The sequence below is a fragment of the Halorubrum sp. CGM4_25_10-8A genome (assembly GCF_005435025.1).
GTDB classification, from domain to species: Archaea; Halobacteriota; Halobacteria; order Halobacteriales; family Haloferacaceae; genus Halorubrum; species Halorubrum ezzemoulense.
Genome location: NZ_SGTX01000004.1, coordinates 128,204 through 142,428, shown reverse-complemented (window position 1 = coordinate 142,428; position 14,225 = coordinate 128,204). Strand labels below are relative to the sequence as shown.

The 14,225-nt window shown below is 69.8% G+C and carries 14 protein-coding genes; 8 read left to right on the top strand and 6 right to left on the bottom strand.

Annotated elements, in window-relative coordinates:
* Positions 1-5 precede the first annotated feature (5 nt).
* Entirely contained in the window at positions 6-1,181 is a 1,176-nt protein-coding gene (locus EXE52_RS06620) for a DNA primase (protein ID WP_089308442.1), read from the top strand.
* 46 nt (positions 1,182-1,227) lie between these two features.
* Here EXE52_RS06620 and EXE52_RS06615 read toward each other — a convergent pair whose 3' ends face one another.
* The 5 genes from EXE52_RS06615 to EXE52_RS06595 form a co-directional block, all read right to left on the bottom strand.
* Positions 1,228-1,443 (bottom strand): hypothetical protein, encoded by a 216-nt coding sequence (locus EXE52_RS06615; RefSeq protein ID WP_049932697.1) that lies wholly within the window; start codon positions 1,441-1,443, stop codon positions 1,228-1,230.
* A gap of 58 nt (positions 1,444-1,501) precedes the next feature.
* A complete protein-coding gene (locus EXE52_RS06610) occupies positions 1,502-1,693 on the bottom strand; it encodes a hypothetical protein (protein WP_049932696.1) in 192 nt (63 codons plus the stop codon).
* A gap of 124 nt (positions 1,694-1,817) precedes the next feature.
* On the bottom strand, positions 1,818-2,162 hold the full coding sequence (gene rpl12p, locus EXE52_RS06605) for a 50S ribosomal protein P1 (protein ID WP_049932695.1): 345 nt from the start codon (positions 2,160-2,162) through the stop codon (positions 1,818-1,820).
* 16 nt (positions 2,163-2,178) lie between these two features.
* Complete coding sequence (locus EXE52_RS06600) at positions 2,179-3,225, bottom strand: 50S ribosomal protein L10 (protein ID WP_086215250.1); 1,047 nt, start codon at positions 3,223-3,225, stop codon at positions 2,179-2,181.
* Positions 3,222-3,860, bottom strand: a complete 639-nt coding sequence (locus EXE52_RS06595) for a 50S ribosomal protein L1 (RefSeq protein ID WP_049932691.1) — start codon at positions 3,858-3,860, stop codon at positions 3,222-3,224. The genes EXE52_RS06600 and EXE52_RS06595 overlap by 4 nt, the downstream gene beginning before the upstream one ends.
* A gap of 283 nt (positions 3,861-4,143) precedes the next feature.
* On the opposite strand from EXE52_RS06595, the gene EXE52_RS06590 reads away from it, so the two are divergent.
* Complete coding sequence (locus tag EXE52_RS06590) at positions 4,144-5,688, top strand: acyl-CoA carboxylase subunit beta (protein ID WP_089308441.1); 1,545 nt, start codon at positions 4,144-4,146, stop codon at positions 5,686-5,688.
* Positions 5,688-6,026, top strand: coding sequence for a hypothetical protein (locus tag EXE52_RS06585; protein WP_089308440.1), 339 nt, complete (start codon positions 5,688-5,690; stop codon positions 6,024-6,026). The genes EXE52_RS06590 and EXE52_RS06585 overlap by 1 nt, the downstream gene beginning before the upstream one ends.
* Positions 6,027-6,297: 271 nt before the next feature.
* Here EXE52_RS06585 and EXE52_RS06580 read toward each other — a convergent pair whose 3' ends face one another.
* Positions 6,298-6,510 carry a hypothetical protein gene (locus EXE52_RS06580; protein ID WP_089308439.1) on the bottom strand — a complete coding sequence of 71 codons (213 nt, stop codon included), beginning with the start codon at positions 6,508-6,510 and terminating at the stop codon, positions 6,298-6,300.
* A gap of 86 nt (positions 6,511-6,596) precedes the next feature.
* Between EXE52_RS06580 and EXE52_RS06575 the strand changes: the two genes are divergently transcribed.
* The 5 genes from EXE52_RS06575 (at position 6,597) to EXE52_RS06555 (ending at position 14,215) form a co-directional block, all read left to right on the top strand.
* Complete coding sequence (locus EXE52_RS06575; protein ID WP_137703570.1) at positions 6,597-8,474, top strand: biotin carboxylase N-terminal domain-containing protein; 1,878 nt, start codon at positions 6,597-6,599, stop codon at positions 8,472-8,474.
* Positions 8,475-8,610: 136 nt separating this feature from the next.
* Positions 8,611-12,516 carry a PAS domain-containing protein gene (locus EXE52_RS06570; protein ID WP_137703569.1) on the top strand — a complete coding sequence of 1,302 codons (3,906 nt, stop codon included), beginning with the start codon at positions 8,611-8,613 and terminating at the stop codon, positions 12,514-12,516.
* A 90-nt stretch (positions 12,517-12,606) separates the two neighbouring features.
* A complete protein-coding gene (locus EXE52_RS06565; protein WP_049932681.1) occupies positions 12,607-12,954 on the top strand; it encodes a hypothetical protein in 348 nt (115 codons plus the stop codon).
* Positions 12,955-13,112: 158 nt separating this feature from the next.
* Positions 13,113-13,592, top strand: a complete 480-nt coding sequence (locus tag EXE52_RS06560) for a TRAM domain-containing protein (RefSeq protein WP_049932679.1) — start codon at positions 13,113-13,115, stop codon at positions 13,590-13,592.
* A gap of 137 nt (positions 13,593-13,729) precedes the next feature.
* Complete coding sequence (locus EXE52_RS06555; protein ID WP_049932678.1) at positions 13,730-14,215, top strand: Tfx family DNA-binding protein; 486 nt, start codon at positions 13,730-13,732, stop codon at positions 14,213-14,215.
* The last annotated feature ends 10 nt before the right edge of the window (positions 14,216-14,225 follow it).

Genomic DNA, 14,225 nt, shown 5'->3' with positions numbered 1-14,225 from the left:
CCGACATGGACGCGCTCGACGCCAAGTACCCGTTCTTCGCGAGCGCCCGCGAGGCGGTCGCGTCCGCCGGGGTGTCGCTGCCCGACCTCGTCGCGGCCGACGCCCCGGCCGTCGAGCGCGCCCGCGAGCGCGTCGAGCGCGCACTCCTCGAAGGAACGGTCGCCTCGGAGAGCGGCGCGTTTCCCGGCGAGTCGGCGTACGACGTACAGGCCGAACTCCTCTCGTACCCCATCGCCCGGATCCTCGTGTCGCTGCTCGACTCCGACCCCGCCATCGAGAAGTACGCTGCCGCTGAGGCGGCGACTGCTATGGACCGGGTTCGTCGCGACCTCGAGACCGACGACGAGTTGCGGTCGGTGTCGACCGCGACGGTTGCGCTCGACGACCTGCTCGCCGAGTTCGACCTCGCGGACGCGGTGCGCCCCGGCCGTAGCGCCCCCGCCGGCGTCAGCGGCGGTTCGAGGGGCGGCGCGGCCGGGGGACCGACCGGGAACGCCGCGGGCCGCGACCCCGACCACTACCGGATCGACGTCGGATCCTACCTCCGGCTCACCTCGCCCGAGTGGGGGGACTCGTGGCGGCTCGTCAACCGCGCGCTCGCCGACGGCGCGGTGCGCGTCACGCGCGACGAGCTACTGGCGGCGCTGGAGGCCGCCGTCGAGGAGCGCGTCGCCGAGGGACTCCCGTTCGAGGACCTCGGGGAATCACTCGCCGAGGCGCTGGAGTCCCGTGTGGCCGACCTCCGGGGCCTGCTCTCCGAGCGGACGTACGCCGAACCGCCGGATGTCGTCGACCGCGAACTGTTCCCGCCGTGTATGACCAACCTGATCGAGAAGGCCGCGGACGACACTAAGCTCTCGTCGGCCGAGTCGTTCGCGCTGATGGCGTTCCTCGTCGGCATCGGGATGACGCCCGACGAGGTCGTCGCCTTCTGTGCCGACACGAGCCTCGACGCCGAGGGGATCCGCTACCAGACCAAGTTCCTGACCGACGACCGGGGCACCCAGTACCCTCCGCCGACCTGCGAGACGCTCGCGAACTACGGGATCTGCCACAACGAGGACGACCACATGCAGGTCGCGATCGGCCCGCTCTCGTACTACGAGAAACGCGTGGCGGCCGCCGACAAGGTGACGGACTGGCGGGCCGAGCGACGACCGGACGAGACGACCGGGGCGTGAACGCGACGCCCCGGACGCGGAGAAAGAGTCGGCGAGGTCGGACCGGCTACGGCTCGTCTTTCGCGCGCATCAGGTACGTCCCGATGCCGGCCATCAGCAGGACGAATCCGGCCAGCAGCCCGATGAGCGCGATCGCCCCTGCCTCGGGGAGGACCGTCGACCCGCCGAAGGTGACCCCGATCCCGACTAACCCGACGGTGAACACCGCGGCCGCCGCCAGCGAGACGGTGATCTGCCGACGGAGTTCCGCGTCGATTTCCATGGCTGCGGCTTCCCGTCGCCACTAAAAAAGGACTTCGATGGGCGTCCCGCCTGGCGACTCACCGCGCGAGATGGGTGATGTCCCGCCGCAGGCTGTACCCCCGCGGCACACCGACGACCTCCAGGCAGTCGGCGCACAGCACCCGCTCGTAGTCGCGGTTCGTGTCCTTCTCCAACAGAGAGACGTCTTCGAGCGGGAACACCGACTCGCACCGGTCGCACTCCGCCTTGTCGCCGTCGACGATCTTCATCGCCTCTCGGTACCCGGGATCCGTACATAAAATCGCGGCCGGCGTTATCACTCCGGATATCGGCGGTCGGAAAAATCGCGTTCGAGCGTCGGTCGATGCGGTCGGGGGTCGGTGGGCTCCGGCGTTAGCCGAAGAGCTCGCCGAGGCCCTCGCCGCCGTCGCCGTCCTCTTCGTCGTCGTCGGCCTCGTCGGCCTCCTCGGCCTCGTCGGCCTCTTCCTCCTCGTCGTCATCCGCCTCGTCGGCGGCGTCGGCGTCGGCGGCGCCACCGGCGGACGCGCCGGCGGCCGGGGCCGCGGCGGCCGTCTCGATGGCCTCCTCGATGTCGACGTCCTCCAGCGCGGCGACGAGCGCCTTGACGCGGGACTCCTCGACGTCGACGCCGGCGGCTTCCAGCACGCCGGTGACGTTGTCTTCGTTGATCTCTTCGCCAGTCTCGTTCAGGATGAGCGCAGCGTAAACGTATTCCATTGGTGTGTACCTCGTGTTATCCGAACATCGCGCCGAGACCGTCGCCGCCGTCGTCGCCGTCGTCCTCGTCGGCGTCGTCGGCGTCGGCCTCCTCGGCGTCTTCCGTGTTGTCGTCCGCCTGTTCCTCCTCGTCGTCGGCGTCGTCCGTCGCCGGCTCCGCCGCCGGCGCGGCCTCGACGCCCTGGAGCTCCTCGGGGAGCGCCTCGTCGTCGTCGATCTGCGCCGCAAGCGCGCGCAGCTGGGCGTCGGCCTTCCCGATCAGGTCGGGCACGACGTCCGGGCTCTCGATCTCCGCGAACAGCCCGACGGACTTCGCCTCGCCGGACGCCTTCGCGAGAAGGGTGCCGGCGGTGGCGGCCGTCGGGTATGCGGCGTTGACCGAGAGGTTTCGCGCGGCGGCCGCGGCGGACCGGATGTCCGCCTCGTACTCGTCGACGTCGAGTTCGAGTTCTTCTGGCTCGAACAGGACGCCCTCGGAGTAGACGGCGCGCAGGTCGAGACCGACCTCCTTGGGCTCGATGCCGAGCTCGACGAGGACGTTCGCGAGGTCGTCGTCGACGACCTCGCCCTCCTCCAGCACGGTCGAGTCCTCGGTTACCTTGATCGAGCCGTCCATGATTCGGGCGGACGCGCCGACCGTCTGGAGCTCGCCGACGAACGGTCCCGGGTCGACGCCGGTGTCGCCCTCGGGGATCACGATGTCGTTGGGGGCCACCTCGCCCGCGTTGATCGGGGCGGGGGTCTTCGAGGCTTCGAGCTGCTTGAAGAGGCCGAACGGGTTGTCGTTGGTGCCGATGAGCGCCACCTGGCCGCTGACGTACTCCGTCAGCGCCTCGACGCTGTCGCCGACCTCCTCGAGCGCTCGGGTCGTGAGCGTGTTGCGGCTCATGCGGACGGCGGCCGAGCCGTGGAGCTCCCGGCGCATGGCCTGGAGCTGCCGGCTCGGGATGCCGGCCACGCCGACGATCCCGACGGACTGGTAGGAGTCGATGAACTCGACGAGCTCGTCGACTTCCTCCCGTTTCCACTCGGGGATCGTCTCGGTCTTGCGGACCGAGCTCATACGGGCACCTCCTTCGCGGGACCCATCGTGGTCTTCACGTAGATCCCGTCGATGTTGAGCGGGCCCTTCTCGAGGTCTGCTTCGAGTCGCCGGATGATGACGTCGATGTTGTCCGAGATCGCGTCGGCGCCCATGTCTTCGGCGCCCACGCGGGTGTGGAACGTGCGCCGGTCGCGCGACCGGAGCTGTACCGTGTTCTTCATCCGGTTGACTGTGTCGACGACGTCGTCGTCCGGCTGCAGTGGGGTAGGCATCTTCCCGCGCGGACCGAGGACGGTACCGAGGTACCGACCGATGTCCTGCATCAGGTTGGCCTCCGCGACGAAGAAGTCGGTCTCGCCGGCGAGGTCCTTTGCGCGGTCGTCGTCGTCTCCTAAGTCTTCGAGGTCGTCGCTGTCCAGCACTTCGTCAGCGACCTCCTCTGCGCGGACGGCGGTTTCGCCCTCCGCGAAGACGACGATCTGTGTCTCCTGCCCCGTTCCAGCCGGCAGCACGACGGACTCGTCGATACGGTTCGACGGATCGTTGAGGTCGAGGTCTCGCAGGTTGATCGCGATGTCCACGGTCTCGCGGAAGTTCCGCTCGGGCGCATCGTCGAGTGCGAGGGTTACGGCCTCTTGTATTGTGTCTGCCATTTTCACCTCCGTAGTACGCAGGTCGCTCCTACGGGTCAGTGAAACAGGCGAAGCCTGTCTCATCGGAGAGTGGTTCATCGGAGGTTTAAAAGCGTCGAACCGCCGGTCGCCGTGTGAACCGGAGGCAGGGCCGCTCGCTGGCGGTCACGCGGTCGCGCCCGCTTCGCCGGGCCGCAGGACTCGGATTCGACGGGCGTCGAACGCCAAAACGTCGGATAGGGGAACCCTTTTGACGGCGCTCTTCGACCCATGAAGTAATGACGCAGGGTGGTCCGCCGTGACGATGGACGACCGCATCGACGACCTCCGGAAGCGCCGCGAGCGGGCGGCCAAGGGCGGCGGCGAAGACCGGATCCAGTCGCAACACGACAAGGGGAAGATGACCGCTCGCGAGCGGATCGACTACTTCCTCGATGACGGCACGTTCCACGAGTTCGACCGGTTCCGCACCCACCGCAACCACACCTTCGGGATGGAGGAGAAGCAGATCCCGGGCGACGGCGTGGTGACCGGCTACGGCGAGGTGAACGGCCGGAAGACGTTCGTCTTCGCGCACGACTTCACCGTCTTCGGCGGGTCCCTCGGCGAGGTGTTCGCCGAGAAGGTGTGTAAGGTGATGGACAAGGCGATGGACGTGGGCGCGCCGGTCGTCGGCCTCAACGACTCCGCGGGCGCCCGCATTCAGGAGGGGGTCGCCTCGCTCGGCGGCTTCGCCGAGATCTTCCGGCGCAACACGGAGGCCTCGGGCGTGATCCCTCAGATCTCGGCGATCATGGGGCCGTGCGCCGGCGGTGCGGTGTACTCTCCGGCGATCACAGACTTCACCTTCATGGTGAAAGACACGTCGCACATGTTCATCACCGGGCCGGACGTCATCGAGACGGTCACCGGCGAGGAGGTGAGCTTCGAGGAGCTGGGCGGCGCAGTGACCCACTCGTCGACATCCGGCGTGGCGCACTTCGCCGAGGAGAGTGAAGAGGAGGCGCTGGACAACATCGCGCGGCTGCTGTCGTACCTCCCGGCGAACAACGTGGAGGACCCGCCGCGCGTCGAGCCGTGGGACGACCCGGAGCGCGCGGACGACGCGCTCGCCGAGATCGTCCCCGACGCCCCCCGGAAGCCGTACGACATGAAAGACGTGATCGAGAGCGTCACCGACGAGGGCTCCTTCTTCGAGGTCCACGAGAACTTCGCGAAGAACGTCGTCGTCGGCTTCGCCCGGCTCGACGGTCACTCCGTCGGCGTCGTCGCGAACAACCCCCGCGTGAACGCCGGCACCCTCGACATCGAGTCGAGCCAGAAGGGCGCGCGGTTCGTCCGCTTCTGCGACGCGTTCAACATCCCCATCGTCACCTTCGAGGACGTGCCCGGGTTCATGCCCGGCACGGATCAGGAACACAACGGGATCATCCGCCACGGCGCGAAGCTGCTGTACGCCTTCTCCGAGGCGACCGTCCCGCTGCTCACCGTCATCACCCGGAAGGCGTACGGCGGGGCCTACTGCGTGATGTCGTCGAAGCACATCGGCGGCGACGTCAACTACGCGTGGCCCACCGCCGAGATCGCGGTGATGGGGCCGAAGGGCGCGGTCAACGTCCTCTACCGCGAGGAGCTGGCCGAGGCCGACGACCCCGACGCGCGCAGACAGGAGCTCATCGACGAGTACCGCGAGGAGTTCGCGAACCCCTACACCGCCGCCGACCGCGGCTTCGTCGACGACGTGATCGAACCGACCGAGACGCGCGCCCGCCTGATTGAGGACCTGAAGATGCTGAAGGGGAAGCGCTCGGACCAGCCCGCAAAGAAGCACGGCAACATCCCGATCTGATGGCGACCGACCACGAACCGGGCCGCGAGGGGTCGGCGAGCGAGGGTGCGACCGACGAGGCTCCGACGACAGATCCGGCGCCCGCGCTCGCCGGCCTCTCGATCCCCGACGACGCTCGCGACGACGAGGCGGCCGCGATCGCCGCCGCGGTCGCCGCGCACCTCCGGGACGGCGAACTCGCCGCGGCGGCCGCCGCGAGCGACGCGGACGACGACCGCGACGAGGACCGCTGGGGCTTCGCCGCCCGGATCGACCGGCTCCACCGCCGCCGGGTGCGCGTCCCCGTCGACGCGCCGACCGACCCGTGGACCGCGGCCGGTCGGAGCGACCGGTTCTGATCCTCTCGGCGGAGGCGACCGATCCCGACTTCTCGCCAGACCCACTTCCCTTCGCTCTGTGACGGTCGAGTTCAGACGGTCGCTCGCGCCGTCGCTGGTCGGACACTCGACACGTCGAATAGCGTCGCCGGACGCGGTGGCGTCCGGCCGCGTACATTCCCCCGACGGCGCGCCGTCGACCCGTCACGCCGTCGACCCGGCCCTGACTCAGGGCGCGTTCGTAGATCGGTCCACTGACATATATACCTGTGGTAGTCTCTCTCGCGGTCGGTCACTCCTCTCCGAGCTCGTCGCCGCCGGAGGTCGGCGCCCCACCCCGGTCTCCGAACAGCCGGTTGAGGACCATCGGAACGACGACCACCAAGGCGAGGAGCGCGCCGACTCGGACCAACAGCGACGCGTCGGTCGCTACCGTGAGTCCGAGGTAGACGGCGGCGCCGACGAGGACCGACGGCAGCATGTATGGGTTCCCGGCGTCAAGCATACCTCACCGTGGCGCCCGCCGCCCCCTTAACCGCCTCGGCACGGACCGACAGAGTTTGGTAGCAGTTCGTGGAAGAACCGACAGGAATGTTCGATAAGGTTCTCGTGGCGAACCGCGGCGAGATCGCGGTCCGCGTGATGCGCGCCTGTGAAGAGCTCGGCGTCGACACCGTCGCCGTCTACAGCGACGCCGACAAGCACGGCGGCCACGTCCGGTACGCGGACGAGGCGTACAACGTCGGGCCCGCCCGCGCGGCCGACTCGTACCTCGACGGCGAGGCGGTCGTCGACGCGGCGCGGTCCGCCAGCGCCGACGCGATCCACCCCGGATACGGCTTCCTCGCTGAGAACGCCGAGTTCGCCGCCCGCGTCGAGGCCGCCGACGGGATCACGTGGATCGGTCCCGCGAGCGACGCGATGGAGCGGCTCGGCGAGAAGACGCACGCGCGCCGCGTGATGGACGACGCGGACGTGCCGATCGTCCCCGGGACGACGGAGCCAGTCACCGACGTGGAGGCCGTCACGGCGTTCGGCGACGAGTACGGCTACCCCGTCGCGATCAAAGCGGAGGGCGGCGGCGGCGGCCGCGGGATGAAGGTCGTCGAGAGCGCCGACGAGGCCGAGGAGGCGCTCGAATCCGCCAAACGCGAGGGCGAGGCGTACTTCTCGAACGACTCGGTGTACCTCGAACGCTACCTCCAGACCCCCCGCCACGTCGAGGTCCAGATCGTCGCCGACGAGGGCGACGACGGCGAGGGCCCCGCCGACACGTCCGACGTGGTCCACCTCGGCGAGCGCGACTGCTCGCTCCAGCGCCGCCACCAGAAGGTGATCGAGGAGGGGCCCTCCCCCGCGCTCTCCGACGAGCTGCGCGAGAAGATCGGCGAGGCCGCCCGCCGGGGCGTCGCCGCCGCCGACTACACCAACGCCGGCACCGTCGAGTTCCTCGTCGAGGAGGACCCCGACCGCGACCCGTCGGAGCCGCTCGGGCCCGACACCCCATTCTACTTCCTCGAGGTCAACACTCGGATTCAGGTCGAACACACCGTCACCGAGGAGCTGACCGGGATCGACATCGTCAAAGAGCAGCTCCGGGTCGCCAGCGGCGAGGGGCTCTCCGTCTCGCAGGACGACGTCGAGCTGGAGGGCCACGCGATCGAGTTCCGGATCAACGCCGAGAACGCCGCGGACGACTTCCAGCCCGCCAACGAGGGGTCGCTGGACACGTACGACCCGCCGGGCGGGATCGGCGTCCGCGTCGACGACGCGCTCCGGCAGGGCGACGAGCTCGTCACGGACTACGACTCGATGATCGCGAAGCTGATCGTACGGGCCGGCGACCGCGAGACCTGTCTCACCCGCTCGAAGCGCGCGCTCGCGGAGTACGACATCGACGGCGTCGTCACCATCGTCCCGTTCCACCGGCTCATGCTCGACGACGAGCGCTTCGTCGACGGGACGCACACGACGAAGTACCTCGACGAGGATCTCGACCGGGAGCTGGTCGCCGAGGCGCAGGAGCGCTGGGGCTCCGAGACGGTCGGCGCCGCGGACGACGACGAGGAGGTGACCGAACGCGAATTCACCGTCGAGGTGAACGGCAAGCGCTTCGACGTCGAGTTAGAGGAGCGCGGCGCGCCCGCGATCCCGGTCCCGGAGGGCGGTGGGAGCGGTGGGAGCGGCCAGCAACGCCCGCCGCAAGCGAAATCCGACGACGGCGGCGACGAGGGCGACGTCGACGTCGCGGAGGGCGGCGAGGCGATCGACGCGGAGATGCAGGGGACGATCCTCTCGGTCGACGTCGCGGAGGGCGACGAGGTCGCCGCCGGCGACGTGGTCTGCGTCCTCGAGGCGATGAAGATGGAGAACGACGTGGTCGCCGAGCGCGGCGGCACCGTCGCGGGGGTCCACGTCGCGGAGGGCGACAGCGTCGACATGGGCGACGTGCTGATCGTGTTGGAGTAGTCGGACTCCCGTCCCCGCGAGTCGCTTCGCGCGTTTCCTCGGTGACGAACCCGTCTCTCACGGCACTCTTGGTGGCTCTATCACTGGAAATAATCGGCGGGAATGATTGATACGACCGCGTCGCCGAGAGTCCGTAATGGAACACCCGAGCGACGAACACCCGGAGCGGATTCACGTGCTGTACGTGAACGGCGACGCCGACTTCGCCGAACTCGCCCGGGCGAAACTCGAACGGATCGCCCCGCGAGTCACGGTGACGACCGTCGGCGACGCGCGGGCCGCCCTCGATCGGGCGATCGAGGGCTCCGCCGACTGCCTCGTCACCTCGTACTCGCTGCCGGAGGGGACCGGGATCGACCTCGTCTCGCGAGTCGAGACCGAGCGCCCCGACCTGCCGACGGTCCTCTTCACCGGGAGGGGCAGCGAACGGATCGCCAGCGAGGCGACCCAGGCCGGCGTGTCGGACTACATCCCGATCCACGGGACCCAGGACAGCTTCGAACTGCTCGCCGGGCGGATCCGGACGCTCGTCGACGCGGCGCGCAAGCAGGCGGCCGCCGAGCGGTTGTCGGACCGCTTCCAGCGGACGCTCGAACGCGCCACCGACGCGATCTACGCGGTCGACGACGACTGGCGGGTGGAGTACATGAACGACACGATGGCCGAGCGGGTCGACCGCGACCCGGAGCGCATCGTCGGGAACACGATCTGGGAGGCGTTCCCGTCGATAGTGGGGACGGAGCTCGAAGAGCGGTATCGCACGGCGATGGCCACCGGCGAACCGGCGTCGTTCGAGCAGCGGCTCGGCGAGCCGTTCGACTACTGGGTCGAGGTGCGGGCGTTCCCGGACGAGGATGGGCTCACCGTCTTCTCGCGGGAGATCACTGACGACCGGGAACGCGAACTGGAGCTGGAGCGTAGCGAAGCGGTACTGGAGAACGTCCACGACGCGGTGACGGTCGTCGACGAGGACCGGTCCGTCGTCTTCGCGAACGCGGCCGCGGGCCGACTGCTGTCGGACGATCGGTCGGCGGACCTCACGGGGGAGCGGCTCTCCGACCTCGTCGGCGACCGCGTCGGCGAGTCGGACGCTCGCGCGTTCTCCGAGACCGTCGACCTGACGCTCGACGAGATGGAGAGCGACGGCGGGACCTCCGGGTTCTACGACGCAGACCTCCAGATGGACGTCGCCGTCGGAGGCGGCCAGCGGACGTTCGACATTCGACTGACGCCGTTCCAGCGCCGATCGACCAACCAGGTGCTCGTCGTCGCCCGCGACGTGACCGAACAGAGCGGGGCGAAACGCCAGCTGGAACGGGAGCGAGACGCGCTCCGAGAGCTCCAGACCGTCATGGGGAAAAACGACATCTCGGCCACGGCTCGCCTCCGGGACCTCCTCCGTGTCGGCTGCCGGACGCTCGGGCTCGAGATCGGCATCGTCTCGCGGATCCGCGACGACGACTACACGGTCGAAGCGGTTCACGCGCCGGACGCCGACCTCGAGGCCGGCGATCGGTTCGACCTCGAAACGACGTACTGCGCGGAAGTCGTCGAGACCGACTCCGTCTGCTCGTTCGCCGACGCGGTCAGCGACGGGAAGGAGACGCATCCCGCGTACCGCGACCTCGAACTCGAGTCGTACATCGGCGTGCCGCTCGTCGTCGACGACGCCCGCTACGGGACGGTCAACTTCTCGAGCCCGACGACGCGGGTTGCCCCGTTCGGGGCGCTCGAACGGACGTTCGTCGAGCTGTTGGCCGAGCTCGTGAGCGCCGAGCTCTCCCGGGCGCGAGACCGCGCCGAACTGGAGCGACAGGAGTTCCTCTTCGACCGCGTTCAGGACATCGCGGACATCGGCGTCTGGGAGTACTTCCCGTCGCGAGAGGAGCTCACGTGGTCGGACGGGACGCGCCGGATCCACGGCGTCGACGCGGGGTACGAGCCGTCGATCGACAACGCGGTCGAGTTCTACCACCCGGACGACCGCGCGACGATCACCGACGCGGTCGAGGCCGCGGTCGAGGACGGGGAGGGGTACGACCTCGACCTCCGGATCGAGCGGGCGGACGGCGAGGTGCGCGACGTCCGAGCGTGGGGGGAGTACGTCGAGGACGCGCGGCGGGGCGACGCGGCGCTTCGCGGCGTGTTCCAAGACGTGACGGAGCGGGAGGCGAAGCGGCGCGAACACCAAGCACTCGCGGAGGAGTACGCGGCGCTGCTGGAGACGTCCGGCGACGCGATATTCCTGCTTGACGTCGACGCCGCCGGCGACGAGCCGTCGTTCGAGTTCGCCCGACTCAGCCCCGGCTACGAGTCGCAGACCGGGCTCACGACCGCGGACGTCCGGGGCGAGACGCCGCGGGCGGTGTTCGGGGAGGAGCAGGGGGCCGAACTCGCGGCCAACTACGCCCGCTGCGTCGCGGAGGGCGAGCCGATATCGTACAGCGAGGAGCTCGAGACCGTCGCCGACGGCCGCTTCTGGGAGACCAGCCTCGCACCAGTGATCGTCGACGGCGAGACGGTCCGGCTCGTGGGTATCGCCCGGAACGTGACCGAGCGGGTCGAACGGGAGCGGGAGCTCGAGGCGACGAACCAGCGACTGGAGTCGCTCATCGAGGCGACCCCGCTCACCGTCATGGAAGTCGACGCCGACGGGAGCGTCGTCCGCTGGAACGAGGAGGCCGAGACCATGTTCGGCTGGTCCCACGAGGAGGTGCGCGGCGAGGAGAACCCGCTCGTCTCGGCGGAGCGGTGGGACGAGTTCGCCGCGCACCGGCGGCGGGCGCTCCGCGGCGAGCGGGTCCGCGCCGAGGAGGTACGGCTAGAGACGAGGGCCGGGGCGGAGCTGGATCTCCTCCTGTCTATCGCCCCGATAACGGATCCCGACGCCGAGGTCACGGGCACGCTCGCCGTCGTCGAGGACATCTCCGACCAGAAGCAGCTGGAGGGCCGGCTCCGGGCGCTCCAGGAGACCGCTCAGCGGCTCAGCAGCGCCGAGTCCGCCGGGGGGATCGGCTCCGTCGCCGTCGGCGCCGCGGCCGACGTCCTCGGCCTCGACATCACCGCGGCGTGGGAGCACGACGAGCGGGCGGACGCGCTCGTCCCGATCAGCGAAACGCCGGCGACGACGGACCTGTTCGGAGCGGCGCCTCGGTTAGACCGCGGCGAGGGGCTCGCGTGGGACGCGTTCGAGTCGGGGGAGACGCGGGTGTACGACGACCTCGACGACGCGGACCGCCGATACGACCCCGACACGCCGATCCAGAGCGTGGTCATCGTCCCGCTGGGCGAGTACGGCGTCATGATCACCGGGTCGACGTCGCCCCGCGAGTTCTCCGAGACCGACGTCGACCTGTTCCGGATCCTCGGCGCGACCGTCGAGGCGGCCTTCGCGCGGGCGAGCCGTGAGGCGGAGCTCCAGCGACAGAACGAGCGGCTCGACGAGTTCGCGAGCGTCGTCGCCCACGACCTCAGGAACCCGATCACCGTCGCGCAGGGGTTCCTCGAAATCGCGGCGGAGACGGGCGACCCGGACCACTTCGACCGGGTACAGTCGGCGCACGACCGGACCGAGCGGCTCATCGAGGACCTGCTCGCGCTGGCTCGCGGCGAGGCCGCGGTCGAGGACGCCGAGACTGTGGACCTCGGGACCGTGACGATGGAGGCGTGGGGGTACGTCGACACGGACGAGGCGGCGCTCGCGGTCGCGGACGCCGTCCCGACGGTCACCGGCGATCCGGGGCGCCTGACGCAGCTCTTCGAGAACCTCTTTCGGAACGCGGTCGAACACGGCGGGTCGACCGTCTCGGTGACCGTCGGGCGGCTGGACGGTGACGGGGGCTTCTACGTGGAGGACGACGGGAGCGGGATCCCGCCGGATCGACGCGACGAGGTGCTCCGTCACGGCGTCACGTCCAGCGACGGAGGGACCGGCTTCGGGCTCTCGATCGTGGCCGACATCGCGGAGGCGCACGGCTGGACGGTCGCCGTGACGGAGGGGAGCGACGGCGGCGCGCGGTTCGAGTTCGACGCGGCCGCGTAGGGCCGCACCCGAGTCGGAGCGGGGGACCGCGACGTCGGTCGGGCCGATCTGACCGACGCTGTTTAACCGAACGCCCGAGAACGAGGGGGTATGGAACCGGTCGACGACTGGCGGTCGGCGATCGCCGAGGCCGGCGAGCTGACCGGCCCGATCGCCGCGGCCCTCGTCGAGGCCCACGGCGACCGCGGCCAGCGCGCGATCGAGGCCGTCGGCGAGGGGCGCGTGAAGCGGTACCGCGATTTCACCGTCGTCGTCGGCCACGAGGACGAGTACGTGGTCGAAGACGGGGAGTGTACCTGCGCGGACGCGACGTACAACCTCGACGCCGACGACCCCGACGAGCGCTGCTGGCACGCCATCGCGGTCGACGTCGCGGACGCGCTTGACGCCGTCGACCACCACGACATGTGGTACTCCGAGGTCCGCGAGTTTCTCTGAGGCCGCCGCCCGCGCCGCTAAGCGTCGCTGCCGCCGCCGCTCTGGGTCGTCGGACCCCACCAAAACAGCCGCCGCTCGCCCGCGTGAGGCGACGTTTTTCGCGAACTTCGGTCTGAGAGTCGAAAACGTTTACAACAGCGGCCGGTCTCCCCTACGGTATGGCGGACTGTCCACTCGCCGACGACTGCCCCAGCTTCGACGAACGGATCCAGGGGATGGGGTGTCAACACTACGGCAACAAAGGCGGCGCGGAGTGGTGTAACCACTACGACATGCCGATCTACGAGCTGAAACAGCAGCCGGTCCAGCCCGGCGAGGCGGTCGTCGTCGAGGTCGACGACATCCACGAGAGCGGTGCTGGCGTCGGCCGCACCGACGACGGGTTCATCGTCCTCGTTGACGGGCTCCTCCCCCCGGCGCGCGCCGAGGTCAAGATCCACCGCGTGAAGTCCAGCCACGCGACGGCGCAGGAAGTCGTCGAGCGCCTCCCCGACGACCCGGACGCCGAGGAGTCCGACGACGACGCGGACGCCGAGGGGAATGACGAGGAGGAGAGCGAGGACGACGAGGGTCGCAGTCGCCGCGACCGCCCGGACCGCGAACGGCTCGGCAGCCGCGAGAACTTCTGGGGCAAGTGACGGCGTCTCGGGGGAGCCCCGCCCCACGGACAGTCCGGACGCCGTCGATCCGTCGCGCGATTCTCCGCCGCCCGACTCCCGCGACGCCCGTCGTCTGAAACCGCCGTTTTTTGAGCGACCGGCCCGTCGATGACCACATGGTGGCAGACGACGAGCAGCCGGAGCCGGTCGATGTCGACGCCGACTCGATCCTGGAGGGGGCTGGGTTCGACGCCGACGAGAGCGTGCTCACGCGCCGGCAGGCGGAGGTGTTAGCGCTCCGCGAGCGCGGGCTCCGACAGTCGGACATCGCCGGCCGACTCGGCACCTCTCGCGCGAACGTCTCCAGCGTCGAGGCCAGCGCCCGCGACAACGTCGAGCGCGCCCGCGAGACGGTCGCGTTCGCGGAGGCGCTGTCCTCGCCGGTCCGCGTCGAGATCGAGGCGGGAACCGACCTCTACGACGCGCCGAAGCGGGTGTACGACGCCTGCGACGAGGCGGGCGTCAAGGTGAACCAGACCGCCCCGGAGCTGATGAAGGCGATCGGCGACCGCGCGGGAGACGCGGTCCACGGCCGCGAGGTCCGCAACCGGCTGTTCGTCACGGTCGCCGCCGACGGGCAGATCCGCGTCCGGCGGCCGTAGCCTCGCGCCG